This window comes from Gemmobacter lutimaris (assembly GCF_003570715.1).
Classification (GTDB): domain Bacteria; phylum Pseudomonadota; class Alphaproteobacteria; order Rhodobacterales; family Rhodobacteraceae; genus Gemmobacter; species Gemmobacter lutimaris.
On sequence record NZ_QXXQ01000002.1, the window covers coordinates 469,540 to 496,328 of the forward strand.

Sequence of the window (26,789 nt, forward strand, 5' to 3'; positions counted from 1 at the left end):
CAAGGGGCACTGGCACGCGCGGTTTCCATGCGGAGCGGCCTTGCGGCCGCGCGGCTTTTTCTTGCCGGCCGGCTGTGCCGGTCCGGCGCGGGTGGCCTTCGGCGGGGATATTGGGGCCAAGGCAAAAGGGCGCCGTGTTGACTCGGGAGGCGGATTGGCCTAGAGGCTGGGGCAATTCCCCGGAGGCTCGTCGCTTCCGGTCCCATGGCATTGGCCGGGATCGCCATCCGTCAGCGCGTTGCGCCCACGGGTGCCCTTGGGCTTTGCTTCATCCGCCGCCGGACCCATATCCGGCAGAACCGCAACGGCCAAGGAGGGCGCGCGATGTTCGAGAACCTGTCGGAACGCCTTGGAGGTGTGTTCGAGCGGCTGACCCGTCAGGGCGCGCTGACCGAGGCGGATGTGGAAACCGCGCTGCGCGAGGTGCGGGTGGCGCTGCTGGAGGCCGACGTCTCGTTGCCGGTCGCCCGCGACTTCGTGAAGGCGGTCAAGGCCAAGGCCACCGGGCAGTCGGTTACCAAATCGGTGACGCCGGGTCAGCAGGTGGTGAAGATCGTCCATGACGAGTTGGTGCGCGTGCTGTCGGGTGATGGCGCCGCCGATGCGCTGAAGATCGACAACCCGCCCGCGACCATCCTCATGGTCGGTCTGCAAGGCTCGGGCAAGACGACGACGACCGCGAAGCTTGCAAAGCGGCTGAAGGAAAAGAACGGCAAGAAAGTGCTTCTGGCCTCGCTGGACACCCAGCGCCCGGCGGCAATGGAGCAGTTGCAGATCCTCGCCGGTCAGATCGGCGCTGACAGCCTGCCCATCGTGAAGGGCGAATCGGCGGTGCAGATCGCCAGGCGCGCCAAGACCCAGGCGAACCTTGGCGGCTATGACGTGCTGTTCCTTGATACCGCGGGCCGTCTGCACATCGACGAAGTGCTGATGGATGAGGTTCAGGCGGTGCGCGACATCGCCCAGCCGCGCGAAACGCTGCTGGTGGTTGACGGCCTCACCGGGCAAGACGCGGTGAATGTGGCCACTGAGTTCGACGCCAAGGTCGGCATCTCCGGTGTCGTGCTGACCCGGATGGATGGTGATGGCCGTGGCGGTGCCGCGCTGTCGATGCGCGCCGTGACCGGCAAGCCCATCCGTTTCGTCGGTCTGGGCGAGAAGATGGACGCGCTGGACGCCTTTGAACCCGAGCGTGTGGCTGGCCGCATCCTTGGCATGGGCGACATCGTGGCGCTGGTCGAAAAGGCGCGCGAGACGTTTGAGGCCGAACAAGCCGAACGCATGGCGAAGCGCTTTGCCAAGGGTCTGTTCAACATGAACGACCTCAAGATGCAGCTTGAACAGATGCTCAAGATGGGCGGCATGCAGGGCGTCATGGGCATGCTGCCGGGCATGGGCAAGGCCGCCAAGATGGCCGAGGATGCGGGCTTTGATGACCGCATGCTGCGCCGCCAGATCGCTTTGGTCAATTCGATGACCAAGAAGGAACGCGCCAATCCCGACCTGCTGCAAGCCAGCCGCAAGAAGCGTATCGCCCAAGGCGCGGGGCTGGAGGTGGCCGAGCTCAACCGTCTGCTGAAACAGCACAAGCAGATGGCCGACATGATGAAGAAAATGGGCAAGGGCGGCATGATGAAGCAGGTTGCCAAGGCCATGATGGGCAAGGGCGGCGGCATGCCCGACCTGAAGAACATGGACCCGGCGCAGCTGGAGGAAGCCGCGCGGGCCATGAAGTCCGGGATGCCGGGCCTTGGTGGCGGCATGCCGGGCCTGCCGCGCGGTATGAGCCTGCCCTCGGGCCTGTCGGGGTTGATGAAGAAGAAATGATCGCGCGACCGCAGCATATCGCTTTTCCGTCGGCGCCGGTTCTTGAAACCGCGCGCCTGCGGCTGCGTATGCCGCGGCTGGACGATTTTGCGCATCGTCTGGCTTTTTACGCCTCGGACCGTTCCGTCTGGGAAGGCGGTCCGTTTACCCACGAACAGGCATGGCGGATCTTTGCCTCTGAAGTTGGGCAATGGCCGCTGATGGGGTTTGGCCCCTTCTCGATGGAAGATCGCCAGACCGGTGCCTATCTGGGCGAGGTAGGCATCTATCAGCCCGAGGGCTACCCGGAGCCGGAACTCGGCTGGTTCGTGACCGATGCGGCCGAAGGCAAGGGCTATGCCGCCGAAGGCGCGCGGGCCGTGATGGGCTGGGCAGCGGCGACCTTCGGCTGGGATCACATCGACAATTACATTGATCCGGGCAATGCGCGGTCCATCGCGCTGGGCCTGCGTCTTGGTGGCGTGCAGGTCGATGCCAAGGGAAGCGACCCGACGGATGTGGTGATCCGTCACGATCTGCGGAGGTTGCCATGCTGAGCTACGGCCCCACCCCGGTTCTGGAAACCGAACGCATGATCCTGCGCGCGCCAGTGACGTCGGATTTCGAGGTCTTTGCCGATTTCATGGCCTCTGACCGCTCTGCCCATATCGGCGGGCCGATCAGCCGGGCACTGGCTTGGCGCGCCTTTGGCCATATGACCGGGCATTGGGTTCATCGCGGTTACGGCATGTTCATCTTTACTGACCGCGCCAGTGGGGCCGCGCTGGGGATGTGTGGGCCGTGGTTCCCTGAAGGCTGGCCCGAGCCGGAAATCGGCTGGTCGGTCTGGGCGGCGGAGGCCGAGGGCAAGGGGCTTGCGCATGAGGCGGCGCTGGCTGCGCGTGCCCACGCCTATGGCGTGCTGGGGTGGCCGACCGCCATCAGCCTGATTGCGGCGAACAACACGCGGTCGCAGGCCCTGGCGCGGCGCATGGGCTGCATGCCTGACGGCATATTCGTGCATGAACAATTCGGCGAAAGCGGCATCTGGCGCCACCCGGCCCCCGATATGCTGGCCGATGGCGGAATGGAGGCTTACGCATGACGACCGACGCAGCGACGCGGGCCGCCGCCGTGCTGAAGGAACATCGTGAATCGATCGACCGGCTGGACGCGATCCTTGTCTATACGCTGGCCGAGCGGTTCAAGCATACTCAGGCGGTGGGCCGTCTGAAGGCCGAGCATGCACTGCCGCCTTCGGACCCCACGCGCGAGGCACGGCAGATCGAGCGGCTGGAACGACTGTCGCAAGAGGCGGATCTCGACCCGGAATTCGCCCGGAAATTCCTGAACTTCATCATCTCTGAAGTCATCAGGCATCACGAGCAACTGCAAAAGTAACACCCATCCCGGCGGGGGCAGATGCGCCCGTCAAACCGGACTTGAAGGAGAAAACCTATGTCCATGAAAATCCGTCTGGCCCGTGGCGGCTCGAAAAAGCGTCCGCATTACGCCATCGTCGCGTCGGACTCGCGCATGCCGCGCGATGGCCGCTTCATCGAGAAGCTGGGCGTCTACAACCCGCTGCTGGCCAAGGACAGCGAAGACCGCGTGAAGATGAACGTCGAGCGCGTGCAATACTGGCTGGGTCAGGGCGCGCAGCCGACCGATCGCGTGGCGCGTTTCCTCGAAGCGGCTGGTCTGAAGGCGAAAACCGTGCGCAACAACCCGAAGGCTGCCGTGCCGGGCAAGGCCGCGCAGGAACGCGCCGCCAAGAAAGCCGCCCGCAACGCCGCCCCGGCGGAAGAGTGATCGGCCGCCCATGCAGGGCAGCTATGGCCCGGAGTTCCGGGCAGAGCTTCTGGATCTGATGCGCTGGCGGCGCGATGTGCGCCGCTTTCGCACCGATCCGGTGGAGGCAGCGGTGCTTGACCGCTGCCTTCGCGCTTTTGCGCTTGCCCCCTCGGTTGGACTTTCCGAACCTTGGCGTCTGATCCAGGTGGAAAGCGAAGCCGCGCGCGCGGCGGCGATTGACAATTTCGAATGCACCAATGCGGATGCGCTGTCGGTCTACGATGGCGACAAGGCCGCGCTTTACGCCCGGCTGAAACTGTCGGGCATGCGCGAGGCGCCGGTGCATCTGGCGGTGTTCTGCGACGAGGATACCGTCAAGGGCGCGGGTCTTGGGGCCGGAACCATGGCCGAAACCCGTGCATGGTCGGTCGTCGGTGCGATCAGCCTGTTCTGGCTGGCCGCGCGGTCCGAGGGGCTTGGCCTCGGCTGGGTGTCGATCCTTGATCCTGACCGGCTGAGCCGCGATCTGGCGGTGCCTGCGGGCTGGCGCTTCATCGCCTATCTCTGCCTCGGCTGGCCCGAAACGACCGATGATACCCCGGAACTGGAGCGCGAGGGCTGGGAGGCCCGCGCGCCCGCGCTGATCATGGAGAGACGCTGAGATGTCCGACGCCGCTGACCGGATCTGTGTGGGCGCGATCGCCGGGGCTTTCGGGGTGCAGGGCGAGGTGCGGCTGAAAAGCTTTTGTGCCGAGCCTGCCGCCATTGCCGATTATGGCCCACTTTATACCGAGGACGGCAGCCGCAGCTTCAAGCTGCGCCTGACGCGCCCGCTGGCCGGCGGGCTGGGCGCGCGGCTGTCGGGGGTGGCCACCAAGGAAGAGGCCGATGCGCTGAAGGGCGTGCATCTTTACGCCGACAAGTCGCGCCTCCCGAAACTGCCGGATGACGAGTTCTATTATGCCGATCTTGTCGGGCTTACGGTGCAGGATACCGGCGGCGCGGTGCTGGGGCGGGTGCAGTCGGTGCATAATCACGGCGCAGGGGATTTTCTGGAAATCACCGGGCCTGGGTTGAAACAGGCACTTCTGCTGCCGTTCACGCGCGCGAATGTGCCGACCGTCGATCTGGCGGCGGGCATTCTGGTGGCCGATCCGCCGGAAGAACAGGCGTGATTGCAGGGCGGGCTTCGCCATAAAGCTGGACTGACACCACGGTTCGGCGCAATTTGTGCATAGAAGAAGGGCATGAAGCCACGTCAAGGGGCAGAATGATGACCAACCGCCTGCGGCTCTTGCAGCTTGCCAATGGCCTTATGTATTTCGGGCCGCTGTTGGCCGGGCTGGGTGGATTTGGCTGGCGGGTTGTGCCTGCCTTCACCTTGATCTTCATGCTCTGGCTCGTCGTCATGCGGCCCGGCGACTGGCCGCAGACGGCGGATGACTGGCACAGGCCGGGGGCGGTGCCGGGCGCGGCGGCGCGGCTGGCGGTGCAGCTTCTGCTGGTCGTGGTGCTGTTCGGGCTGGGGCGCGGTATCGGCGGGGTCATGGGCGTGACGCCGGTGATGCCGACCATGCTGCCCGTCGGCCTGTCTTTTCTGGCGATCCCTTTCGCCCGCCTGATCTGGAACCCGCGCCGGACGCCCCGGCACAGCGGCCAGCCCTCAGCAGACATGTCGGCAACGCTGGCAGGGAATGCCGACCGCGACATGGCGCGTCGCATGACCCAGCCGCTCGCCGATCTGTCACCGGAGGTCGGCACAGATCAGATCGCCGCGCATCTGGCTGCCTTGTCGCCGTATCTGTCGCCGGCCCTGCTGTTTCAGGCGCTGGCAGAGCGTGTTCAGGCCAGTGATGCGCCCGTGCATCTGCGCAGGGCCCTTATCCTTCAGGCAACGGATGGGCGCGTGGCCGAGGCCTGCCATGGTCAGGCGGCGCCGGTGAAGGCATTGCAGGCCGCGCAGGGAGACGATGCGCTGCTGGCACTGTTCGCCGAGCGCTGCGCCTGCCTGCTGCGTGAAAATGTCGATGCATGGGGTGATTGTCCCCATGTCGCGGCGCTGGAAAGGGCGGCGGCTTCTGCCGGTCCGCAGGCGGCTCAGGCCCTGCGCGATCTCGCGGCGCTCAATCTGCGGCTTGCGCCGCTGAACGGCGATGGCCGTGGCGTCGCCTCCAGAGGCTAAGGTCATGTCCCGGCGCGTGGTCATTCACGCGGGGTTCCATAAGACGGGCACAACGTCGGTTCAGGCGGCGCTGGCGGCGCATCGCGCCGCACTGGCGCCCGCTTTCACCCTGCAACTGCCGCAGGGGGCCGCCTTCCGCACGTTGACGCGCGCCGCGCGCCTGTGGTCTGCCGAGCGGCGGCCGCTTGCCATGCGCCTTTATCGCCGGGCGCTGGCGCACTGGCTTGACGGGCTTGAACTGGCTCCGGGGCAGGGGTTGATCCTGTCGAGCGAGGATCTGGCGGGCCATATGCCCGGCGATTTCGGCATCTCGGATTACGGCGCCGCGCCGCGCCTGCTGGCCGAACTCGCACGCGGGTTGCGCCGGGCCCTGCCCGATGCGGATCTGCATTTCGTTCTGGGCACGCGCGCGCCTGCGCCCTGGCTGGCCTCGCTGCACTGGCAGCAGGCCAAGCGGCATACGATGGTCGAGGATGCAGCAGATTTTTCGCAGCGCATGGCCGGCGCTGTCCATATTGGCCCGGTGCTGAAGACCGTGGCCCATGCGACCGGCGCCCCGGTGCACGCTGCCCCGCTGGAGGAGCAGGCGCGACGCCGCCTTGGCCCGGTGGAGGCAGTCTATGATGCGGCGGGGCTTGGGGCGGAATTGCGCGCAGCTCTTGCGCCGGTGCCTGCCGCAAATCCTGGCGCCCCGGCCGCGCTGGTGTCGGCCTTTGTCGCCCTCAACCGTGCGCAGATGGGCCGCGCGGAACGGCAGGCAGCGAAAGATGCGCTTCTGACGCAGTTTCGCGCGGGCGGGACGCTGTAACGCCCCTTTGCCGCGCAGGGGCTTTGCCCTAAAAGCGGGGCATGAGCGAACCGATCCCCCCCCCGAAACCCAAAAGTCATGGCCGACTGAGCATTTCGGCCAGCCTTCAACCGCGCGACCTGATGGCGCCGCAGCGGGTGAAGGGCGCGTGGTGCGCGAAGATCGTGACGCTGTTTCCCGATGCCTTCCCCGGCACACTGGGCCTGTCGCTGACCGGCAAGGCGATGGACATGGGGTTGTGGGCGTTGGAAACCATCGACCTGCGTGCCTTTGGCGAGGGCAGGCATCGCAATGTCGATGACACCCCGGCAGGTGGCGGGGCGGGCATGGTGCTGCGCGCCGATGTGGTGGCGCGGGCGCTGGATCAGGCAATGCAGGGCGCGCCGCGTGACCGCGCACGCTGGCCCATCGTGTTTCTCAGCCCGCGGGGGCGGCCGTTCACACAAGCCAAGGCACATGAATGGGCGGCGGCCGAGGGGCTGACGCTGCTTTGCGGCCGGTTCGAGGGCGTGGACCAGCGGGTGATCGACGCCTACGGGATCGAGGAGGTCAGCCTTGGCGATTTCGTGATGACCGGGGGCGAGATCGCAGCGCAGGCGATGATCGACGCCACCGTCCGGCTGATTCCCGGCGTGTTGGGCAACATGGCCTCGACCGAGGAGGAAAGCTTCTCTGACGGCTTGCTGGAACATCCGCAATTCACCAAACCGCCGGTCTGGGAAGGGCGCGAAATCCCGCCGGTGCTGTTGTCGGGCAACCATGGCGAGATCGCCAAGTGGCGCCGCGCCGAGGCCGAGGCCCTGACCGCTGCCCGCCGCCCCGACCTCTGGGCCGCGCATCAGGCGCGACTGGTGCCGGGCGAACGGAAGCCGCGCAAGTGATGCCGCTGCGTCGGGCTGGGCCAGAGGATGCGGCGGCGCTGGCGCGGCTCCACCATCGGGTCTGGCTGGAATGTTATGAAACGCTCGCCCCTCCCGAGGCGGTGGCGGCGCTGACCGAGGCGCGTCGCCTGGACCAGTGGACCCGGCTACTGGCCGGAGACGATCCGGTCACGGTGATCGCGGGCGAAGGGGCGGCCGGCTTCGTCTGTTTCGGCGCGCCCTCCGACCCGGTTTTTGGGGCGCGGGGCGAGATCCGTCACCTTTACCTGCGGCCCGACCAGCGCGGCCGTGGCGTCGGCAGGCGCCTGCTGACCGCCGCGCTGGAGGCCCTGCAAGCGCAGGGCTATCCCGGCGCCGCGCTGGCGGTGGTCGAGGAAAATGCCGCCGCCCGTGCCTTCTATGCCGTTGCCGGTGGCGCAGATGAGGGCGGCTTCACCGACAAGGGGCCGCTCTGGCGGTCACGCAATCGGATGGTAAGCTGGTGCTTTCCGACCGGCACGTCTTGACCGAACCCGACCTTCCCCCTATACGCGCGCAGTCCGGGGCGGAAATGCCTTCTGGACCCGATTCCCTTTGCCACAGGCCCGGCTTCTTCTCCGGGTTTCGGTGAAAGGGGCGGCACAAAATGCGTCGGTTCATCTCCGGCGGGCTTGCGCGGATGCGTGGGGACCCGATCGAAGGCCAGGAGCTCTGACACGGCATCACCTTTGCGGAACAACCGCAAGCAACGAAAGGACTTGCGCATGAACCTGATCGCGCAGCTTGAAGCCGAGCAGATTGCTGCCCTCGGCAAGAAGATCCCGGATTTCAAGGCCGGCGACACCATCCGCGTCGGCTACAAAGTGACCGAAGGCACCCGGTCGCGTGTGCAGAACTATGAAGGCGTCTGCATCGGCCGCAAGGGCGGCATGACCATCTCGGCCTCGTTCACCGTTCGCAAGATCTCGTTCGGCGAAGGCGTGGAACGTGTGTTCCCGCTGTATTCGACGAACATCGACTCGATCGAAGTGGTTCGTCGTGGCCGTGTGCGCCGTGCGAAGCTCTACTATCTGCGCTCGCGTCGCGGCAAATCGGCCCGCATCGCCGAAGTCACCAACTACAAAGAAAAAGCTGAGTGAGGATTGGCGCCATGAAACAGGGCATCCACCCCGACTATCACTTCATCGAAGTGAAGATGACCGACGGCACCACCTTCCGCACCCGCACCACCTGGGGCAAGGAAGGCGACACGATGGCGCTGGACATCGACCCGCTTTCGCATCCGGCCTGGACCGGCCAGACCGCCAAGCTGATGGACACCGGCGGCCGTGTGTCGAAGTTCAAGAACAAATACGCAGGCCTGGGTTTCTGATCCCTGCCACGAGCTGTTTTCGGAAAGGCGCATCTTCGGATGCGCCTTTTGCATTTGCCCGCGGCCGGTCGCAGGAGCCAAGCATACAACGGCGCGGTGCGCGATTTGCCGCCCTGTGTCGCAATCGGCGGCTTCCCGCTTCCCAATATCGGGGACTGGCCTTATGAAGGCCGCCACACAGACCAGCGGAAGGGTAGCGGGCCATGGCGCATATCATCGTTGTGGGCAATGAAAAGGGCGGCTCGGGCAAATCGACCACCTGCATGCATATCGCCACCGCCCTCGCGCGGATGGGGCATCGTGTCGGCGCGCTGGATCTGGATCTGCGGCAACGCAGCTTCGGGCGCTATGTCGAGAATCGCCGCGCCTGGATAGCGGCGAACGGGGTGGACCTGCCGACCCCGGATTACCGTGAACTGCCTGAGGCGGATGCCGAAACGCTGGCGCCGGGTGAAAACACCTTTGATCACCGGCTGTCCGTTGCGGTTTCGGCGCTGGAACCGATCAGCGATTTCATCATAATCGACTGCCCCGGCTCGCATACCCGGCTCAGCCAGGTGGCGCATAGCCTTGCCGATACGCTGATCACGCCGCTGAACGATTCCTTCGTGGATTTCGACCTGCTGGCACGGATCGACCCGGAAACCAACAAGGTGAAGGGGCCGTCAATCTATGCCGAGATGGTCTGGAACGCGCGGCAACTGCGGGCACAGGCCGGACTGAAGCCGATCGACTGGATCGTGCTGCGCAACCGCCTTGGCGCCCAGCAGATGCACAACAAGAAGAAGGTCGGCGCGGCATTGACGGATCTGTCACGCCGCATCGGCTTTCGCGTGGCGCCCGGCTTTACCGAGCGCGTGATCTTCCGTGAACTGTTTCCGCGCGGGCTGACGCTGCTGGACCTCAAGGATACCGGGGTCGAGCAACTGAACCTGTCGAACATCGCGGCCCGACAGGAACTGCGCGATCTGGTTGCGGAACTCAGGCTGCCTGATGTAGCCGTGAATTTTTGAACGGGGTCGCCTGCGGCGCCATGCGCTGACGGCCCTGCATCTTGCGGATGCGGATGTCGAACAGATCGTCCACAGCCGTATCCTGTGCGGCAGGGCCCTTGCGGAACATCTGGATCAAGCGGGTAACGAAGCTCATGAGATCCTCCTTTCTGGTTGTATTCAGCTTTCTGGTGGCTCGCGGCAAAATTGCGGCGGAAATCGGTGAAGCCTGGGTAAATCCTCATAATCGAGGAAACGAATTGTTTACGATTCTGCCCCAGCCCGGCACCGGCACTTGAGAGGGGGACCGACGCATGGCAGGAAGGACGCGGAGGGCCCCATGCCAAACACGCTTTTCGACGCGCTTTTCGCCCCGCTTGCGGATCGTGACGACGCTTTTCTGATCCTGCCGGACGGGCGCCAGATTACAGGCCACGCTTTTCTGGCCATGGTTGCACAGCAGGCCCATGCCCTGCGTGCGGCCGGTCTGGGAACTGGTGACCGGATCGCCGTGCAGATTGCCAAAAGCCCCGAGGCTTTGGCTGTCTATGGCGCGGCAGTGGCGCTGGGGGCGGTGTTCCTGCCGCTGAATACGGCCAATACCGCTGATGAGGTTGATTATTTCCTTGGTAATGCGACGCCTGTGGTCTTTCTGTGTGACGGCACGAAAGAGGCAGCGCTTGCGCCGGTTGCGGCGCGCCACGGCGCAACGGTGCTGACCCTCAACGCGGATGGCAGCGGCAGCCTGACTGACCATGCGGCCGGACAGCCCCAAACCATCGCCCCGGTGGATCGTGGCCCCGAGGATCTGGCCGCCTTCCTTTATACCTCGGGTACCACAGGCCGCTCGAAAGGCGCGATGCTGACACATCGCAACCTGCTGTCCAATGCCGAGGTGCTGCGCGACTTGTGGCGCTTCACGGCGGAAGATGTGCTGTTGCATGCGCTGCCGATCTTCCACACGCACGGGCTGTTCGTGGCTTCCAACCTTGTCCTGCTGACAGGGGGCAAGATGATCTTCCTGCCCGGCTTCGATCAGGAGGCCGTGATCCGCCTCTTGCCGCAAGCGACCAGCATGATGGGGGTGCCGACCTTCTACACCCGCCTGTTGGACGACCCGCGCTTCACCCGCGATCTCGTCGGGCATTTCCGCCTGTTCATCTCGGGTTCTGCGCCGCTGCTTGCGGAGACGCATCGGGACTTCGAGGCCCGCACCGGCCATCGGATCCTTGAACGCTATGGCATGACCGAGACCAACATGAACACCTCGAACCCCTATGAGGGCGAGCGCCGCGCCGGCACCGTCGGCCTGCCGCTGCCGGGGGTGGAACTGCGGGTGATGGCGGACGGTCTTGAAGTGCCGCGCGGCGAGGTCGGCACGCTCGAGGTCAGGGGCCCGAACGTCTTCAAGGGCTACTGGCAGATGCCCGAGAAAACCCGCGAGGAATTGCGCGAGGATGGCTGGTTCATCACCGGCGACCTCGGCGTGCAGGGCGAGGATGGTTATGTCACCATCGTCGGCCGCGCCAAGGATCTGGTGATCTCGGGCGGGTTCAACATCTATCCGAAAGAGGTGGAGTTGCTGCTCGACGAGGTGCCTGGCGTGCTGGAAAGCGCGGTGATCGGCCTGCCGCACCCCGATTTCGGTGAGGCGGTCTTTGCGGTTCTGGTGCCGCAGAAGGGGGCGGTGCTGGATGTCGAGACCGTGCTTGCAGACATCCGCGACCGTCTGGCGCGCTTCAAGCAGCCGAAAGCCGCTGTCGTGGTCGAGGCCCTGCCGCGCAACACCATGGGCAAGGTGCAGAAGAACCTGCTGCGTGACCAGTATAGCGGCTGGTTCACCACCTGACCCGCAAACGGGCGCCACCACCCTCCTCAGGCCCCTTTGGGGCCATCGTCATGCGGCATTGCCATGGGAGGCTGACAGGTGTCGCCACCCTTCGGCCTACGCGCGGCATCGCTTGAGGTTTTTGAGTATTTGGGCAAGAAGCAAGAGCAGACCGATGTGTCCTGCTTCTTGCAAAAATACTCAATCGACCTCGGTCGTCCCTTGATCCGGCGGGGCAGGGGGCACATCACGCAACTCGGTTTCCAGAAAGCGTTCCAGTGCATCCAGGTCCACAGGCTCGAACTGGCCGAATCCCTGCATCCAGACCGAGGCGGCACGCATGGCGTCGGGTTCCAGCTTGCACCAGATGACGCGGCCACGTTTCTCACGGCTGATCAATCCGGCATCCGCCAGCACCTGAAGGTGTTTCGAGATGGCGGCCAGCGACATGGCAAAGGGTTCGGCGACATCGGTCACGGCCATGTCATCCTCGAGCAGCATGCCGAGGATGGCGCGGCGGGTCGGGTCGGCGAGGGCCGAGAAGATGGGCGAGAGCGGATCGGTCATGGCGCATCCTTGGCGGAGGGGGGCATAATCGTCAACTGCGAGGTTGAATATGTCTCACGCCGCCGTGAGAGCGCAAACGGCCCCGAAGGGGGACGGAAGGATTTTGCAAAATCATTAATTATCAATGGCTTGATATGGTAGGTGTTGCTTGACTCAATGCCCCCCTCTGCGTAGGTTCGCGCCGACTGTTCAGGGGGCGTACCGCATGGCTCAGGAACCCGATCCGGAACGGCTTCGCGCGCTGGAAGCGCGTCTGGCCGAGGCGAAGGGGAGCAAGGCGAAGCCCGCTGCGGCAGGCAAGGATTTTTCGCAGGCGGAAGTTGCCTGGCGGATGGTGCTGGAGCTGACCTCGGGGATCATGATCGGGGGCAGCATCGGTTACGGGCTGGACTATCTGTTCGGCACGAGGCCCATCCTGCTGATCGTCTTCCTCCTGTTCGGCTTTGCGGCCGGCATCCGCACCGTCATGGGCACCGCCCGCGACATGCAGGAGCGCCAGTTGCGGGCTCAGGCGATCGAGACACAGGCGGAGCACTCCGCCGGAACCGAAGGATGACAGACGTGGCGGCCGAAGGCGAAGCGACCGGATTTGCGATCCACCCGATGGATCAGTTCATCGTGAAGCGGTTTTTCTGTGATCCCGCGCATGCGGACTGCACCTCCAATATCGGTGCGTTCGAAATCACAAACGTCACCGTATGGATGGCGGCGACGGTTCTGGCGATCATCGCGCTGATGGTGTTCGGCTCGCGTGGCCGGGCGATCATCCCCTCGCGCATCCAGTCGGTCGGCGAGATGATCTACGGTTTCATCTACAAGATGGTCGAGGATGTGACCGGCCATGACGGGGTGAAATACTTCCCCTTCGTCATGACGCTGTTCCTGTTCGTGCTGTTCTCGAACCTGCTGGGCCTGATCCCGATGAGCTTCACCACCACCAGCCATGTCGCGGTGACCGTGACGCTGGCGCTGTCGGTGTTCCTGTTCGTGACCATTCTGGGCCTCGTGAAGAACGGTATCGGCTTCCTCGGCATGTTCTGGGTCTCGTCGGCGCCGCTGGCGCTGCGCCCGGTGCTGGCGGTGATCGAGGTGATTTCCTACTTCGTGCGCCCCGTCAGCCATTCCATTCGTCTTGCGGGCAACCTGATGGCAGGCCACGCGGTGATGAAAGTGTTCGCAGGCTTTGCCTCGATGGCCGTCATCTCGCCGGTGGCCGTGGGCGCCGTGACCGCGATCTACGGTCTGGAACTGCTTGTCGCTGTCGTGCAGGCCTACGTCTTTACCATTCTGACCTGCGTCTATCTGAAAGACGCGGTGGGCGGCGCCCACCACTAAGGTCCGGACCTCAACCCTTCAATCCGACTTTCCACCAAGGAGAACTCAAATGGTCGAACTCGCGCTCATGGGCAAATACATCGGTGCTGGCCTGGCGGCCATCGGTCTGGGCGGCGCCGGCATCGGCGTGGGCAACATCGCCGGCAACTTCCTCGCCGGCGCGCTGCGCAACCCCTCGGCTGCCGCTTCGCAAACCGCGAACCTCTTCGTCGGCATCGCCTTCGCCGAAGCTCTGGGCATCTTCTCGTTCCTGATCGCCCTGCTGCTGATGTTCGCCGTCTGATCCTGACGCTTCGCATCTTCTCGGCCGGGAGGGCGCTTCGTCCCCCGGCCAGGTTTTTGACGACGTGAGGATATCACATGGCGACCGAAGCGCATGAAGCGGCTGGTGCGGCGGGTCATTCTGCCGGTATGCCGCAGCTCGACACCTCGACCTGGGACAACCAGATTTTCTGGCTCGTGGTCGCGCTTGTCGTGATCTTTCTCGTGCTGTGGCGCGTGGCCCTTCCCCGGATCGGGGCGGTTCTGGCCGAACGCAGCGGCACCATTACCAACGACCTCGCGGCAGCCGAAGAGCTGAAGCAGAAGGCGCTGGCCGCCGAAAAGGCTTACAACGAGGCGCTTGAGAAGGCACGGGTTGAAGCCGGCCGGATCGTGGCCGAGGCGAAAGCCGAAATCCAGGCTGATCTCGACAAGGCGACGGCGAAGGCCGATGCCGAAATCGCGGCCAAGACGGCGGAATCCGAGGCCCGCATCGGCGAGATCCGTGCGGGCGCGCTGGAAAGCGTGACCGAAGTGGCCAAGGATACGGCGAAGGAACTGGTTGCGGCACTCGGTGGCAAGGCCGATGCACGCAGCGTGACGGCGGCGATCAACGCCCGGCTGAAAGGATAAGATCATGCAGAAGCTGATCCTGATCGTTGCAGCCCTGGCGGCCAGCCCCGCGCTGGCAGCGGACGGCCCGTTCGTCTCGCTGCGCAACTCGAACTTCATCGTTCTGCTGGCCTTCATCGCCTTTGTCGGCATCCTTCTGTTCCTGAAGGTTCCGGCGAAGCTGGGCGCGCTGCTCGACAACCGGGCCGCGCTGATCAAGGCGGAACTGGAAGAAGCGCGCCTGCTGCGTGAAGAAGCCAAGACCATCCTCGCCTCCTACGAGCGCAAGCAGAAGGAGATGATGGAGCAGTCGGAGCGGATCGTGGCGGCGGCCAAGGAAGAGGCGCTGTCGGCGGCTCAACAGGCCAAGGCGGATCTCAAGGCTTCCATCGCACGCCGTCTGGCTGCGGCGGAAGAGCGGATTGCCTCGGCTGAAGCCGCGGCGGTACGCGAAGTGCGCGAACGCGCGGTGGATGTGGCGATTGCGGCGGCTGGCGATGTGCTGACCAAGCAGATGTCGGCTGAAACTACCGCTGCCTCTATCGACGAGGCGATTGCGCAGGTCGAAGCCAAGCTGCACTGAGCCGATCCCTGATCGGTGACGCGGAACCCCGGCGCTGCCGGGGTTTTTGCGTTTCAACGCTGGCGTTCGTGTTCGATGCGCTGACGCGCCACCGCCTCGTTGCGTTCGGCGCGCTGCTGCTCCTTCAGCGCCTGTTCGACGTAATCCATATGCTTGCAGATTGCCATGCGCGCGGCGGCCGGGTTGCGGGACTGGATCGCGCTGTTGATGGCGCGGTGCTGATCCAGAAGCAGATCGCGTGTCAGCCGGTTGCGGAACATCATCATGCGATTGAAGAACACGCCCTGCTTCAGCAGCTCGAACATGGACCGCATCATGTGCAGCATCACGACGTTGTGGCTCGCTTCGATAATGGCCATGTGAAATTCGGCATCCAGTTGCGCCTCGTCTGAAGGGTCGCGCTTCTGGTGCGCGGCTTCCATCTTGCCGAAAATCGTGGCGATGACCGCCAGATCGGTATCCGATCCCAACCGCGCGGCGCGCTCGGCGGCCAATCCTTCCAGATCGCGGCGAAAGTCGAGATAGTCGAACACGGCTTCGTCATGGCTGGAAAACAGGTCGATCAATGCGGGCGAGAAGGCAGACCCCAGCACATCGGCGACAAAGACCCCCGATCCGGGCTTGCTGACCACCAGACCCTTTTCCTCCAGCGCTTCAAGGGCTTCGCGCAGCGACGGGCGCGAGACACCCATACGCTCGGCCAGATCGCGTTCGGCAGGCAGACGTTCCCCGGGGCGCAGGATGCCGCGCAGCACCAACAGTTCAATCTGGCGGGCCACACTTTGCGACAGCTTTTCGGATACGATCTTTTCGAACGGCATTTTTTCCCCCGACTGGTCAGAAAATATGACCAGCCGGGGATTTCGGCAATGGAAAAGGGCGACCCGCAGGCCACCCTTACCGACATCCGCGCCGTTCAGTTCGGGCGGATGATGATTTCGACGCGGCGGTTCTGCGCCTTGCCGGCTTCGGTCAGGTTGGAGGCGATGGGCTGATCCTCGCCCCGGCCATAGGCCGAAATGCGTGAACCCGGCACACCGCCAGACATCAGCACACCCGCCACAGAACGTGCCCGGCGTTCCGAGAGGTCCTGATTGTAGGCGGCCGATCCCGTGTTGTCGGTATGGCCGACGACTTCGACGCGGCTGTTCGGATAGCGCACGAGGTTCGCAGCCACGGCATAGATGTCGCCTTGCAGATCGGGGCGCAGGTTCGCGCTGTCGGTGGCGAACAGGATGTCCTGCGGCATGGTCACGACCAGCGCGTTGCCGGTGTTGGTGATCGTCGTGTTCGGGCTCATCTGCGCACGCAGTTCCGCCGCCTGCCGGTCCATCGCATTGCCGATGGCGCCGCCAAGCGCGCCACCGACCGCCGCACCGACAACGGCCTTCGCCAGCTTGTCGTCGCCACCGGATTTGGCACCGATGAGCGCGCCGATCGCGGCCCCCGTCACGGCGCCGCCCTTGGTGCGCGCGTTCGGGTCTTCATAGCGATAGGGATCTTGCACACAGCCCGCCAGCAGGGCGATGCCTGCAACGCCAAGGACAACCGGGGTTCTGAAGGTCATTTGCTTGCCTCTTTCATTACCGGCGAAAGGGCGCCGGCCTCGCTCCATCATATCGCAGGAACGCGCGAGGCCGGAATTGGTTGCATGAGCATGCGCAGCATTCCGCGCATCACGTTTGCGACACCGGAACCGCCTCTGTCCGTGCGGCCTCCCATGCCAGCATGGCACGTTTGACCGGCAGCCCCCAATGATAGCCGCCCAGCGCCCCGGACTTGCGCAGGGCGCGATGGCAGGGGATCAGAAAGCTGACCGGATTGCGCCCGACTGCCGTGCCCACCGCCCGCACCGCCGCCGGATGACCGATGACGCGGGCGATGTCTGAATAGGTGGTCACATGGCCCGAGGGCACCGCCAGCAGGGCCTCCCAGACCTTGATCTGAAAGGGTGCCCCGATCAAGTAAAGCGGCGCGCTGCCGCTGGCCCCGAAGGCATCCAGTACCCAGGGACGCAGCATCATCGGGTCTTCCACGAAATCGGCCCTAGGCCAGCGGCGCATCAGATCGGTCATCACCTCGGCCTCGTCCTGTTCGGCGGCGAAGCCCATGCCGCAGATGCCCCGATCCGTCCCCATGACAAGCGCGGGGCCAAACGGGCTTTCGAACCAGCCCCAGTAGATGGTCAACCCCTCGCCGCCACGGGCGAATTCGCCCGGCGTCATCGCCTCCCATTTGACGAACAGGTCATGCAGCCGCCCGGTGCCGGACAGCCCGCTGGCCAGTGACGCCTCCAGCACGGAATGTCGTTCTGCAAGCAGGTGCCGCGCATGATCCAGCGTCAGATATTGCTGATAGCGTTTCGGACTGACGCCCACCCATTGCGAAAAAGTGCGCTGGAAATGCGCCGGGCTCATCCCCATCCGCGCCGCCAGCCCGTCCAGCGTCGGTGCCTGCCCTCCCGCCTGCATCGCGTCGATCTCGGCCAGGGCGCGCGCGATGACACGGTAATGATAGCTCTGGCTTTGGTCGTTCATGGTAAACTCCGGCAGGTCACATTGCCACTTTAGGCGGCAATGCAACACCCTTCGACCCGGAATATGCGGCTTCGCTTGGCAGCAGGCCAAGGGCGCGCTAGGAGGTCGGCATGGCGAAGCAACTCGATTACCATACGATCCGCACGATCTTTACCCGGTTTCAGGCCGCAGAGGCCGAACCGCAGGGCGAGCTGCATCACGTCAATGCCTATACCCTGCTGGTGGCGGTCGCGCTTTCCGCGCAGGCCACCGATGCCGGGGTAAACAAGGCCACGCGGCCCCTGTTCGCCACGGTGGACACACCGCAGAAGATGCTGGATCTGGGGCTTGAAGGGCTGACCGAGGCGATCAAGACCATCGGCCTCTTTCGTCAGAAGGCGAAGAACGTGATCCGCCTGTCCGAGATTTTGGTGAATGATTACGGTGGCGAAGTGCCCTCGTCCCGCGCGGCGCTGCAATCGCTGCCGGGCGTGGGGCGCAAGACCGCCAATGTCGTCTTGAACATGTGGTGGCATGTGCCCGCTCAGGCGGTCGATACCCATATCTTCCGCGTCGGCAATCGCACCGGGATCTGTCCCGGCAAGGATGTCGATCAGGTCGAACGCGCCATCGAAGACAATATTCCGGCTGAGTTCCAGCAACACGCCCATCACTGGCTGATCCTGCACGGCCGTTACATCTGCACCGCACGCAAGCCGCGCTGCGCCGATTGCCTGATCCGCGATCTGTGCCCCTACGAGGAAAAAACCGCATGAAGAAGTTTCAGGTCGTCGGCATCGGCAATGCCATGGTCGATGTGCTGTCCCATGCCGAAGAGGCGTTTCTGGAGACGAACGGCATCGGCAAGGGCATTATGCAGCTCATCGACATGGAGCGCGCGGTGACGCTTTATGACCGGATCGGCCCGGCCAAGGAAATCTCGGGCGGATCGGCAGCCAATACCATCGCGGGCATCGCTGCTCTGGGTGGCCGAACGGCCTATGTCGGCAAGGTGAAGGACGACCAGCTTGGCCGTATCTTCGCCCATGACCTGCGGGCGCAGGGCGCAGTTTACGAAACGGCCCTTGCCCCGGCGGACAGCGCACAGGAAACTGGCCGTTGCATCGTTCTGGTGACACCGGATGGCGAACGCTCGATGAACACCTATCTCGGCTGGTCCGAATTCCTGACCCCGGCCGACATCGACGAGGTCCAGATGGCCGAGGCGGACTGGATCTATCTGGAAGGTTACCGTTTTGACGGCCCGGAAAGCCACGCGGCCTTCGCCAAGGCGATCCGCGCCTGCAAGGGGGCTGGCGGGCGCGTTTCGGTCACGCTGTCGGACCCGTTCTGCGTCGAGCGCCACCGCGATGCCTTCCGCAAGATGATCCACGATGATGTGGACCTGTTGTTCGCCAATCGGGCGGAGATCATGTCGATGTATCAGACCGACGATTTCGAGAGCGCCCTGCAAGCCGCTGCCGCCGATGTCGCCATCGTGGCCTGCACCGAAAGCGAGAAGGGCGCCCATATCCTCGCCGAGGGCCAGCGCTGGCACGCGCCGGCCTACCCGACGCGGATTGTTGACGCGACCGGCGCGGGCGACCTGTTCGCGGGTGCCTTCCTCTGGGGGCTGACCAACGGGCATGGCTATGAAATGGCGGGCCGCATGGGCTGCCTCGCGGCCTCGGAGGTCATCAGCCATATCGGGGCCCGTCCCGAGGCCGATCTGAAAGATCTGTTCCGGGGTCAGGGCCTGATCTGAACGCGGGGCCGCCCTCCTCAGGCCCCGCCGGGGCCATCGTCATGCGGCATTGCCATGGTGGGCTGCAGAGACGGCGCTTCAATCTGGCCGCGTCATGGTGGTGCGGCGGGGATTTGAGTATTTGGGCAAGAAGCAAGGCAAGGGTCGCGCGCCGTTTGGCCATCCCTTGCTTTGCGCTGTATTGCTCCTTGCAAAATACTCACCTTGCCCCGGCCGGGTCTCGCGCAAGGCCGGGTGGTCAGCGCACCGGCTCCAGCACGGCATCCTTCAGGCGGCAATCGCGGATCGTGTCTGCGCCGCAGCGACGGGGTGACAGGTCTTTGGTCAGGCAAAGGCGGACTTCCTGAATCATGCCGCTGTCGCAGGTGACGGTGATCTGGTCGCGGGTAATGCCGGGATTGGCCTCCAGAAACGCGCCTTCCACCACTTCGGCCGGAACTTTCAGGCGCTTGTCGATCATCGGAAAGACCTTGGGGATCTTCACTGCCGCGAAAGCGCGGCGCATGGTGTCGTAATAGCTGCGCGCGGTGAGGCCGGCGCAGCGGCCGTGTTTCTTCCACTGATACCAGGCAAGGCCCGAGGCGCCCATGATGTCTGCCATTGCCTCACTTTCCGACCGGGAAGGGTCGCGTTCGATGGTGCGGCAATAGCTGGGCCAGCCTTCCTCGTATTGTGGCCAGAGACCGTGCAGGGTGAAGGCGCGACCCGCGCCCTCGCGGCATTCCGGTGCGCCGCGCGCGTCGCCTTCCAGCGCGCACCAGTTGGGCGACCAGCTGAGCGACATGACGTAATAGTCGAAGTCACCCGCTTTTTCGCCTTCGGCCAAGGCGGCGCCAGCGATCAGGGTTGCGACAACCGCCCCAAGCATGATGCGCATTTTCTCTTTCCCCCGCAGTGAAATCGCACTATAAGGCGCGCCAGACTTCCCCGAAAACGTGGAAATCGCGGGCCTCGCCCGCTGCCGTTTTCCCGGCGCGGGAGAGATTTGTAAAGGAGTGATCCTCATGTCGAAACCGCTTATGGCCAAGGCGACAGCCGTATGGCTGGTGGACAATACGACGCTGACCTTCAGGCAGGTCGCAGATTTCTGCGGCATGCACGAGCTGGAAGTGCAGGGCATTGCCGATGGCGATGTGGCGACCGGCGTGAAGGGGTTTGATCCGGTGGCGAACAACCAGCTTGATGCGATCGAGATCGAGAAGGGGCAGAAAGATCCCTTCTACAAGCTGAAGTTGAAGTTCAACGCGGCAGCCGTGGGCGAGGACAAGCGTCGCGGGCCGCGCTACACTCCGCTATCGAAGCGGCAGGACCGTCCGAATGCGATCCTGTGGCTGGTGAAGTTCCACCCGGAGCTTTCGGATGGTGCCATTGGCAAGCTGGTCGGCACGACCAAGCCCACCATCCAGTCGATCCGTGAACGGACGCACTGGAACATCCAGAACATGCAGGCGATCGACCCGGTCGCGCTGGGGCTGTGCCGTCAGTCTGAACTGGATGCCGCCGTGCAGGCCGCCGTGCGCAAGAAAGCTGCCGAGGGTGGCGTGATGAGCGACGACGAGCGGCGCAAGCTGGTTTCGACCGAGCAGTCGCTGGGCATGGCGCCCGAGCCGAAGATGCCGGGTTCGCTTGCCGGTCTGGAAGCCTTCACCAAGGTGGAGAAAGAAGAAAATCCGGCCGATTATTCCGATGCCGACAGTTTCTTCAATCTGCCGCATGGTGATGACGACGACGAAGAAGAAGACGACAACTGATCGTGAAGCCCCGGCCAAGGTGCCGGGGTTTTCGTTTCTGCGGGCAAGGGGGCACGGATGGCGCGGATCGCGGTGATGGGCGCGGGGGCGGTCGGCTGCTACTATGGTGCGATGCTGGCGCAGGCGGGCGAGGAGGTCGTTCTGATCGGACGCCCGGCCTTGGCTGAAGCGGTCGCCCGGCACGGGTTGATCATCGAGCGCGCCTCGGGGCGCGAGGTGGTGCATCTGCCGGTCGCCAGCGATCCGGCGGCGGTTGCAGAGGCAGAAATCGTGCTCTTTTGCGTGAAATCACAGGATACCGAGGTCGCTGGGCGGCAGATCGCGACGCATCTGGCGACGGATGCTGTGGTGCTCAGTCTTCAGAATGGCGTCGGCAATGCTGAAAGGCTGGCGGAAGTCCTGGGTCGTGCGGTCATTCCGGCGGTGGTCTATGTCGCCGTCGGGATGGCCCAACCGGGGCATCTGCGCCACCACGGGCGCGGCGATCTGGTGCTGGGTAATGCGCCGCAAGGTGCTGCACTGGCCAAGCGGTTCGCGGCAGCGGGCATTCCGACCGAAGTGTCGGCCGGGGCGGAAACCGCGCTCTGGGTCAAGCTGACCATCAACTGCGCGTGGAACGCCATTTCGGCGCTGACGCAGCAACCCTATGGCCGCATTCTGGCAGAGCAGGGGGCGGAGGGGCTGGTGATGGGGCTGGTTGCGGAATGCCGGGCGGTGGCGGCGGCCAGCGGCGTCACGCTGCCCGAGGGGCTGGAGGCCGATGTGCGCCGCATTGCCGGGACGATGGCTGGGCAGATGTCCTCGACCGCGCAGGACATGGCGCGCGGACGCGCGACCGAAATCGGCTTTCTGAATGGCGAGATCGTGCGGCGGGCCGAGGTGCTGGGCATTTCCGTGCCTCTGAATGCAGCGATGACCGTTCTGGTGCGGTTGGCCGAGGCGCGTCAGGACTGAACAGAGAAAAAGGCGGCCGCCTCTGCCAGAAAGCGGCTGCGATGGGCGGGCAGTTCCATCATCACCTCATGCTCTGCCCTGGTGTAAAGTTCCAGCCGGCCCTGCGGCCACGCGGCCATGCGACGGCGCACGGCGCGGGGGCTGATGATGCGCTCGGACGTGCCAAGCGCGGTCAGCACGGGCGTTGCCGGGGCGGGCAGGCTTTCCAGTGCCTGCATCTCGCGGAAGGCGGCATGCAGCCAGGTCAATGACGGCCCGCCAAGTGCCAGATCGGGATGGGCCGTGGCCTGCTGGCGCATCCAGTTCCAGATCGCGGGATCGCGCGTCAGCATGTTGCCGCGGAATTTCGCGTGCAGAACATAGGTCTGCCGCGTCGTCGTCGGGGTCAGCAGATGGCCATGCCCCCGTTCATGCAACACACGCGACAGGGTGACGGCGACGGGTTCGACCGTCGGGAACAGCCGGATGCCCCACATCGGGGCGGAAAATACCGCACTTTTCACCGGCAGGCCGCGCATCAATGCCCTGAGCGCGATGCACCCCCCCATCGAATGACTGAGCAGGTGCCAGGGTTCGGGCAACCCTTCGGCCCGGGCGAAAGCCAGTGCCGCGTCGACATCCTGCTGATATTCGTCGAAATCCTCGACATGACCCAGCATCGGGTCGGGATGACGGCGTTGCGACAGGCCCTGTCCGCGCCAGTCGGGCGCCAGCACATGCCAGCCCGCGCCGGTCAACGCGACAGCGGCAGGCCCGTATTTCTCAGCATATTCCGACCGGCCCTGAAACAGCAGGACCGTGCCGCGCACAGCGCCAAGGGGGGCCCAATGGGCGGCGCGCAGTTTCGTGCCATCGCGCGCTGCGAGCCAGACCGCACGGCCACCTTCGGGGCCCTGCGCGATATCGGCATAGAACGGCGCGGCGGTCATCTCAGCCCAGAACGGAACCGAGTTTCATGGCCATTCCCATGCTGCCATCGACCTTCAGCTTGCCGGTCATGAAGGCGGTGGTCGGGTTCATCTCGCCGTCCAGAATGGCGCGGAACACCTCGGTATTCGCGGTCAGGGTGACATCGGCCTCTTCATCGCCCGCGTGGACGCCCGTTGCGTCGATCATGATGGCGCCTTCGCCCGGAATGACGAATTTCGCCACACCGTCGAAGCCGGATACCTTGGCCGACAGGGCCTCGACCGCTGCATTGATCACGTCGCTCATATTCTTGCCTCCTCGCTGTGCCATCCCCGGAATGTGACCCGAGGGTTATGGCATTTCCCCGTGCCTTGGATAGAGTGTAGATATGAAAGTCCTGTTGACGCTTCTCAATCTTGCCGTTGCGGCAGTTTTCGTGCTGGCGTTGGGTGACGCTGCGGCGCAGGCGGGGCCTGCCGAAGATGCGGCCACGCTGGACCGGCTGTTCGCCGATCTGCAAACGGCGGATGAGGCGGGGGCAACCGCCATCGAAAGCGATATTCAGCGAATCTGGTCGCGTTCCGGCTCTGCCTCGATGGATCTGCTGCTGGAGCGCGGGCGCAAGGCGCTGGATCAGGGCGACCCGGAAACCGCCATCGACCATCTGACCGCGCTGACCGATCACGCGCCCGATTTCGCCGAAGGCTGGAATGCGCGCGCCACCGCCTATTTCATGGCCGGTCGCTATGGGCAGGCGGTCAGTGATATACGGCATGTTCTGGCGCTGAATCCACGCCATTTTGGCGCGTTGGCGGGTTTTGGGGCGATTCTGGAGCAGATCGACCGCAAATCGCAGGCGCTGGAGGTCTACAGGGCCGCTCTTGCTATACATCCGCACATGCAGGGGGTATTGGAGGCGGTGAAACGTCTGGAGACCGAAACCTCCGGGCAAAGCATCTGAGACGACGAACCCATGGTCCTTCAGCGACGGGTCACGGCGGTCCTTGGGCCGACGAACACCGGAAAGACGCATTACGCAATCGAAAGGATGCTGGGGCATCGGACCGGGGTCATCGGTTTCCCGCTGCGTCTGCTGGCGCGTGAGGTCTATGACCGGATCGTCAAGGCGCGCGGGCCTTCGGTGGTGGCGCTGGTCACCGGCGAGGAACGCATCGTCCCCGAACGCACCCAATACTGGGTCTGCACGGTCGAGGCGATGCCCACCGACATCGGTGCCGATTTCCTTGCCATCGACGAGATCCAGCTTTGCGGCGACCCCGAGCGCGGCCATGTCTTCACTGACCGGCTGATGAATGCGCGCGGGCTGGTGGAGACGATGTTCCTTGGCTCGGATTCCATGCGTCCGGCGATTGCGGCGCTGATCCCGCAGGCCCAGTTCGTGCGGCGTGACCGGCTTTCGACGCTCAGCTACACAGGTTCGAAAAAGATAAGCCGGATGCCTCCGCGCTCGGCTATCGTCGGGTTTTCGGTTGATGATGTCTATGCCATCGCCGAGTTGATCCGCCGCCAGAAGGGCGGCTGCGCGGTGGTGATGGGGGCGCTGTCGCCCCGCACCCGCAATGCGCAGGTGGCGCTGTATCAGAATGGCGAGGTGGATTATCTGGTGGCCACCGATGCCATCGGCATGGGGCTGAATCTCGACATCAAGCATGTCGCCTTTTCGGCCACCCACAAGTTCGATGGCCGCCGGATGCGGCCTCTGTTCCCGCACGAGATGGGGCAGATCGCCGGTCGTGCCGGGCGGCATATGGAGGCAGGCACCTTCGGCGTGACGGGCGAGGCAAGCCCGCTGGACGAAGATCTGGTCGCCGCCATCGAGGAGCACCGCTTCGCGCCGGTGCGCAAGCTCATGTGGCGAAACGACGCGCTGGACTTCGGCTCGGCCGAGCGCCTGATCGCCTCGCTGGAGGCGCCGACCGGCAATGAATGGCTGATGCGCACGCGCGAGGCCGACGATCTGATGGCGCTGAAGGCGTTGACGCAGATGCCCGACATGGCCGACCGGCTGCGCGCCGGCCCTCGGGCTGTGAAATTGTTGTGGGATGTCTGCCGCATCCCAGATTTCCGCTCGACCACCGGCGCGGATCACGTGGGGCTGCTGCACCGGCTCTTCGGCTTCCTGCAAGACGGGCGTATCCCTGCCGACTGGATGAAAAAGGCGGTTGCGCGCATTGATCGCAGCGATGGCGATATTGACGCGCTGTCGAAACGTCTGGCCTATATCCGCACCTGGACTTACGTTGCGCAGCGCAAAGGGTGGGTCGAGGATGAATCCCATTGGCGTGACGAAACGCGCGCTGTAGAAGACCGCCTGTCAGATGCGCTGCACGCGCGGCTGACCCAACGATTTGTCGATCGGCGCACATCCGTGTTGATGCGCCGGTTGAAACAGAAGGAGAGCCTTGTGGCTGAGGTGAATGACAAGGGTGAAGTGACGGTGGAGGGCGAGTTCGTCGGCCGTCTGGAAGGGTTCCGCTTCGGCCAGGACGCCTCGGCTTCGGGTGAAGAGGCGCGGGTGATGCGGCAGGCCGCCTACGAGGCGCTGCGCCCCGAGTTCCATCTGCGCGCGGATCGTTTCTATAACGCCCCCGATACCGAGATGGATTTCACCGAGCAGGGTGGCCTCATGTGGGGCAGCGCCGCAGTGGGCAAACTGGTGGCCGGTTCGGATGCGATGAAGCCGCAGGTCGAGGCTTTCGTTGATGAAGAAGCTGGCCCGGAGGTGACCGAGAAGGTCAAGCGTCGGCTCCAGCATTTCATCGACCGCAAGGTTGCCGCCCTGTTCGAGCCGCTGTCGAATCTCAACCGTGACGAAAGCCTGCAAGGGCTGGCGCGCGGCTTTGCCTTCCGTCTGGTCGAGGGGCTGGGTATCGTGACCCGCGAAAGCGTGGCCGATGATGTGAAAGCGCTGGATCAGGAGGCACGGTCCTCGCTTCGCAAGCATGGAGTGCGCTTCGGGCAATACACCATCTTTCTGCCGCTGCTGCTGAAACCTGCGCCAACCCGGCTGCGGCTGGTGCTGTGGTCGCTGGCCAACGGGCTTCAGGAGTTTCCCGAAAGCCCGCCGCCGGGTCTCGTGACCATTCCGAACATCCCGGATGTGCCGAAAGAGCATTATACGCTGGCCGGCTATCGTCCGGCGGGCACCCGCGCCATCCGCATCGACATGCTGGAACGTCTGGCCGATCTCTTGCGCGCCAAGGACAGCCGCGCGGGGTTTGAGGCCACGCCCGACATGCTGTCGATCACTGGCATGACGCTGGAACAATTCGCCGATCTGATGGGTGGTCTGGGCTACAAGGGCGAAAAGGCCGAGCGGGTGAAGCCGCGTCGTGCCGAGGCTCCGGCCCCCGCGACCGAGGGCACTGCGGCGCCGATCCCCGAGGAGGTCTCGGTCCTGACGCCCGCCGAGGAACCCGCCGCTGAAGGCGAGGCCGAGGCCGCGCCCGAGATGGAGGTGTTCTACACCTTCACCTGGGCTCCGCGTCCACGCCATGAAAACCGTGGTCCACGCCGCGAGGGGCAGGGCAATCGCGGTCCGCGCCGCGAAGGTGGCGAACAGCAGGGCAATCGCCCCGAACGCGCCCCGCGTGAAGCCCGCGAAGGCGGTGGTGGCAAGCGCGAGGATCGTCCGCGTGGCGATGCGCCGCGCCGCGAGGGCAAGCCGGGCGGCAAGCCCGAAGGCCGCCGTGACGAGCATCGCAAGGGCGGCAAACCCGGCAAGGATCAGGGCCACAAACCCAAATCCTACGAGGCACGTCCGCCGAGGGCCGAAAAACCCATCGACCCTGACAATCCGTTCGCGGCGTTGCTGGCGCTGAAGGGCAAGGTCTGATTGGCGAAGCATCGTTCCGCTTCGGCGCACAAGGCCGG

At 64.6% G+C, this 26,789-nt stretch carries 34 protein-coding genes; 26 read left to right on the top strand and 8 right to left on the bottom strand.

Annotated elements, in window-relative coordinates; translation table 11 throughout:
• Positions 1-324 precede the first annotated feature (324 nt).
• The 14 genes from ffh (at position 325) to D2N39_RS05520 (ending at position 9,835) form a co-directional block, all read left to right on the top strand.
• On the top strand, positions 325-1,827 hold the full coding sequence (gene ffh, locus D2N39_RS05455; protein ID WP_119133969.1) for a signal recognition particle protein: 1,503 nt from the start codon (positions 325-327) through the stop codon (positions 1,825-1,827).
• Positions 1,824-2,363 (top strand): GNAT family N-acetyltransferase, encoded by a 540-nt coding sequence (locus tag D2N39_RS05460; protein WP_119133744.1) that lies wholly within the window; start codon positions 1,824-1,826, stop codon positions 2,361-2,363. Before ffh ends, D2N39_RS05460 begins: the two co-directional genes overlap by 4 nt.
• On the top strand, positions 2,357-2,911 hold the full coding sequence (locus D2N39_RS05465) for a GNAT family N-acetyltransferase (protein ID WP_119133745.1): 555 nt from the start codon (positions 2,357-2,359) through the stop codon (positions 2,909-2,911). Before D2N39_RS05460 ends, D2N39_RS05465 begins: the two co-directional genes overlap by 7 nt.
• A complete protein-coding gene (locus D2N39_RS05470) occupies positions 2,908-3,207 on the top strand; it encodes a chorismate mutase (RefSeq protein ID WP_054300848.1) in 300 nt (99 codons plus the stop codon). Before D2N39_RS05465 ends, D2N39_RS05470 begins: the two co-directional genes overlap by 4 nt.
• A 57-nt stretch (positions 3,208-3,264) precedes the next feature.
• Positions 3,265-3,618 (top strand): 30S ribosomal protein S16, encoded by a 354-nt coding sequence (gene rpsP / locus D2N39_RS05475; RefSeq protein WP_119133746.1) that lies wholly within the window; start codon positions 3,265-3,267, stop codon positions 3,616-3,618.
• Between the two features lie 10 nt (positions 3,619-3,628).
• A complete protein-coding gene (bluB, locus tag D2N39_RS05480; RefSeq protein WP_119133747.1) occupies positions 3,629-4,261 on the top strand; it encodes a 5,6-dimethylbenzimidazole synthase in 633 nt (210 codons plus the stop codon).
• A gap of 1 nt (position 4,262) precedes the next feature.
• Positions 4,263-4,775 (top strand): ribosome maturation factor RimM, encoded by a 513-nt coding sequence (rimM, locus tag D2N39_RS05485; RefSeq protein WP_119133748.1) that lies wholly within the window; start codon positions 4,263-4,265, stop codon positions 4,773-4,775.
• A 98-nt stretch (positions 4,776-4,873) separates the two neighbouring features.
• Positions 4,874-5,782 (top strand): hypothetical protein, encoded by a 909-nt coding sequence (locus D2N39_RS05490; protein WP_147373453.1) that lies wholly within the window; start codon positions 4,874-4,876, stop codon positions 5,780-5,782.
• A gap of 4 nt (positions 5,783-5,786) precedes the next feature.
• On the top strand, positions 5,787-6,590 hold the full coding sequence (locus D2N39_RS05495; protein WP_119133750.1) for a hypothetical protein: 804 nt from the start codon (positions 5,787-5,789) through the stop codon (positions 6,588-6,590).
• A 41-nt stretch (positions 6,591-6,631) separates the two neighbouring features.
• Positions 6,632-7,471 (top strand): tRNA (guanosine(37)-N1)-methyltransferase TrmD, encoded by an 840-nt coding sequence (trmD, locus tag D2N39_RS05500; protein WP_119133751.1) that lies wholly within the window; start codon positions 6,632-6,634, stop codon positions 7,469-7,471.
• Positions 7,471-7,977 (top strand): GNAT family N-acetyltransferase, encoded by a 507-nt coding sequence (locus tag D2N39_RS05505; RefSeq protein ID WP_119133752.1) that lies wholly within the window; start codon positions 7,471-7,473, stop codon positions 7,975-7,977. The genes trmD and D2N39_RS05505 overlap by 1 nt, the downstream gene beginning before the upstream one ends.
• 237 nt (positions 7,978-8,214) lie before the next feature.
• Complete coding sequence (gene rplS / locus D2N39_RS05510) at positions 8,215-8,589, top strand: 50S ribosomal protein L19 (protein WP_054300842.1); 375 nt, start codon at positions 8,215-8,217, stop codon at positions 8,587-8,589.
• Between the two features lie 11 nt (positions 8,590-8,600).
• On the top strand, positions 8,601-8,822 hold the full coding sequence (gene rpmE / locus D2N39_RS05515; RefSeq protein ID WP_054300841.1) for a 50S ribosomal protein L31: 222 nt from the start codon (positions 8,601-8,603) through the stop codon (positions 8,820-8,822).
• A 203-nt stretch (positions 8,823-9,025) separates the two neighbouring features.
• Positions 9,026-9,835, top strand: coding sequence for a division plane positioning ATPase MipZ (locus D2N39_RS05520; protein WP_119133753.1), 810 nt, complete (start codon positions 9,026-9,028; stop codon positions 9,833-9,835).
• On the opposite strand, the gene D2N39_RS22800 is transcribed toward D2N39_RS05520, so the two are convergent.
• On the bottom strand, positions 9,804-9,971 hold the full coding sequence (locus D2N39_RS22800; RefSeq protein ID WP_158589778.1) for a hypothetical protein: 168 nt from the start codon (positions 9,969-9,971) through the stop codon (positions 9,804-9,806). The two genes, D2N39_RS05520 and D2N39_RS22800, sit on opposite strands and share 32 nt — an antisense overlap.
• Positions 9,972-10,154: 183 nt before the next feature.
• Between D2N39_RS22800 and D2N39_RS05525 the strand changes: the two genes are divergently transcribed.
• Positions 10,155-11,663: a malonate--CoA ligase gene (locus D2N39_RS05525; protein ID WP_119133754.1), complete on the top strand. Its 1,509-nt coding sequence runs from the start codon at positions 10,155-10,157 to the stop codon at positions 11,661-11,663.
• 180 nt (positions 11,664-11,843) lie between these two features.
• On the opposite strand, the gene D2N39_RS05530 is transcribed toward D2N39_RS05525, so the two are convergent.
• Positions 11,844-12,209 (bottom strand): ArsR/SmtB family transcription factor, encoded by a 366-nt coding sequence (locus D2N39_RS05530; protein WP_119133755.1) that lies wholly within the window; start codon positions 12,207-12,209, stop codon positions 11,844-11,846.
• Between the two features lie 205 nt (positions 12,210-12,414).
• Between D2N39_RS05530 and D2N39_RS05535 the strand changes: the two genes are divergently transcribed.
• From D2N39_RS05535 to D2N39_RS05555, 5 genes are all read left to right on the top strand, one after another.
• Complete coding sequence (locus D2N39_RS05535) at positions 12,415-12,765, top strand: AtpZ/AtpI family protein (RefSeq protein WP_119133756.1); 351 nt, start codon at positions 12,415-12,417, stop codon at positions 12,763-12,765.
• A 5-nt stretch (positions 12,766-12,770) separates the two neighbouring features.
• Positions 12,771-13,544, top strand: a complete 774-nt coding sequence (locus D2N39_RS05540; protein ID WP_199725210.1) for a F0F1 ATP synthase subunit A — start codon at positions 12,771-12,773, stop codon at positions 13,542-13,544.
• A 49-nt stretch (positions 13,545-13,593) separates the two neighbouring features.
• Positions 13,594-13,827, top strand: a complete 234-nt coding sequence (locus D2N39_RS05545; RefSeq protein WP_054300836.1) for a F0F1 ATP synthase subunit C — start codon at positions 13,594-13,596, stop codon at positions 13,825-13,827.
• Positions 13,828-13,904: 77 nt separating this feature from the next.
• Positions 13,905-14,438, top strand: a complete 534-nt coding sequence (locus D2N39_RS05550) for a F0F1 ATP synthase subunit B' (RefSeq protein WP_119133757.1) — start codon at positions 13,905-13,907, stop codon at positions 14,436-14,438.
• A gap of 4 nt (positions 14,439-14,442) precedes the next feature.
• Entirely contained in the window at positions 14,443-15,000 is a 558-nt protein-coding gene (locus tag D2N39_RS05555) for a F0F1 ATP synthase subunit B (protein WP_119133758.1), read from the top strand.
• 53 nt (positions 15,001-15,053) lie between these two features.
• Here D2N39_RS05555 and D2N39_RS05560 read toward each other — a convergent pair whose 3' ends face one another.
• The 3 genes from D2N39_RS05560 to D2N39_RS05570 all read right to left on the bottom strand — a co-directional run bounded on the left by D2N39_RS05560 (position 15,054) and on the right by D2N39_RS05570 (position 17,537).
• Positions 15,054-15,821, bottom strand: coding sequence for a FadR/GntR family transcriptional regulator (locus tag D2N39_RS05560; protein WP_119133759.1), 768 nt, complete (start codon positions 15,819-15,821; stop codon positions 15,054-15,056).
• 95 nt (positions 15,822-15,916) lie between these two features.
• Positions 15,917-16,567 carry an OmpA family protein gene (locus D2N39_RS23635; RefSeq protein ID WP_119133760.1) on the bottom strand — a complete coding sequence of 217 codons (651 nt, stop codon included), beginning with the start codon at positions 16,565-16,567 and terminating at the stop codon, positions 15,917-15,919.
• Between the two features lie 109 nt (positions 16,568-16,676).
• On the bottom strand, positions 16,677-17,537 hold the full coding sequence (locus D2N39_RS05570; RefSeq protein ID WP_119133761.1) for a methylated-DNA--[protein]-cysteine S-methyltransferase: 861 nt from the start codon (positions 17,535-17,537) through the stop codon (positions 16,677-16,679).
• Between the two features lie 110 nt (positions 17,538-17,647).
• Here D2N39_RS05570 and nth point away from each other — a divergent pair, with 110 nt between their 5' ends.
• Both nth and D2N39_RS05580 read left to right on the top strand, forming a co-directional pair.
• Positions 17,648-18,292 (top strand): endonuclease III, encoded by a 645-nt coding sequence (nth, locus tag D2N39_RS05575; RefSeq protein WP_108128845.1) that lies wholly within the window; start codon positions 17,648-17,650, stop codon positions 18,290-18,292.
• Positions 18,289-19,281: an adenosine kinase gene (locus D2N39_RS05580; protein ID WP_119133762.1), complete on the top strand. Its 993-nt coding sequence runs from the start codon at positions 18,289-18,291 to the stop codon at positions 19,279-19,281. Before nth ends, D2N39_RS05580 begins: the two co-directional genes overlap by 4 nt.
• A 238-nt stretch (positions 19,282-19,519) precedes the next feature.
• Here D2N39_RS05580 and D2N39_RS05585 read toward each other — a convergent pair whose 3' ends face one another.
• Positions 19,520-20,158, bottom strand: a complete 639-nt coding sequence (locus D2N39_RS05585; protein ID WP_119133763.1) for a ribonuclease T2 family protein — start codon at positions 20,156-20,158, stop codon at positions 19,520-19,522.
• A 127-nt stretch (positions 20,159-20,285) separates the two neighbouring features.
• On the opposite strand from D2N39_RS05585, the gene D2N39_RS05590 reads away from it, so the two are divergent.
• Together D2N39_RS05590 and D2N39_RS05595 are read left to right on the top strand one after the other, a co-directional pair.
• Positions 20,286-21,032, top strand: coding sequence for a DUF1013 domain-containing protein (locus D2N39_RS05590; RefSeq protein ID WP_119133764.1), 747 nt, complete (start codon positions 20,286-20,288; stop codon positions 21,030-21,032).
• A 57-nt stretch (positions 21,033-21,089) separates the two neighbouring features.
• Positions 21,090-21,986 carry a ketopantoate reductase family protein gene (locus D2N39_RS05595; protein ID WP_119133765.1) on the top strand — a complete coding sequence of 299 codons (897 nt, stop codon included), beginning with the start codon at positions 21,090-21,092 and terminating at the stop codon, positions 21,984-21,986.
• Here the strand turns inward: D2N39_RS05595 and D2N39_RS05600 are convergent.
• Together D2N39_RS05600 and D2N39_RS05605 are read right to left on the bottom strand one after the other, a co-directional pair.
• The gene (locus D2N39_RS05600) at positions 21,977-22,915 is read right to left on the bottom strand and encodes an alpha/beta hydrolase (RefSeq protein ID WP_119133766.1); all 939 of its coding nucleotides are present in this window, start codon (positions 22,913-22,915) and stop codon (positions 21,977-21,979) included. The genes D2N39_RS05595 and D2N39_RS05600 overlap by 10 nt on opposite strands.
• Before the next feature lies 1 nt (position 22,916).
• Entirely contained in the window at positions 22,917-23,201 is a 285-nt protein-coding gene (locus D2N39_RS05605; RefSeq protein ID WP_119133767.1) for an SCP2 sterol-binding domain-containing protein, read from the bottom strand.
• 82 nt (positions 23,202-23,283) lie between these two features.
• Here D2N39_RS05605 and D2N39_RS05610 point away from each other — a divergent pair, with 82 nt between their 5' ends.
• Together D2N39_RS05610 and D2N39_RS05615 are read left to right on the top strand one after the other, a co-directional pair.
• The gene (locus tag D2N39_RS05610) at positions 23,284-23,856 is read left to right on the top strand and encodes a tetratricopeptide repeat protein (RefSeq protein WP_119133768.1); all 573 of its coding nucleotides are present in this window, start codon (positions 23,284-23,286) and stop codon (positions 23,854-23,856) included.
• Positions 23,857-23,868: 12 nt separating this feature from the next.
• Positions 23,869-26,751 carry a helicase-related protein gene (locus D2N39_RS05615; RefSeq protein ID WP_119133769.1) on the top strand — a complete coding sequence of 961 codons (2,883 nt, stop codon included), beginning with the start codon at positions 23,869-23,871 and terminating at the stop codon, positions 26,749-26,751.
• Positions 26,752-26,789 lie beyond the last annotated feature (38 nt).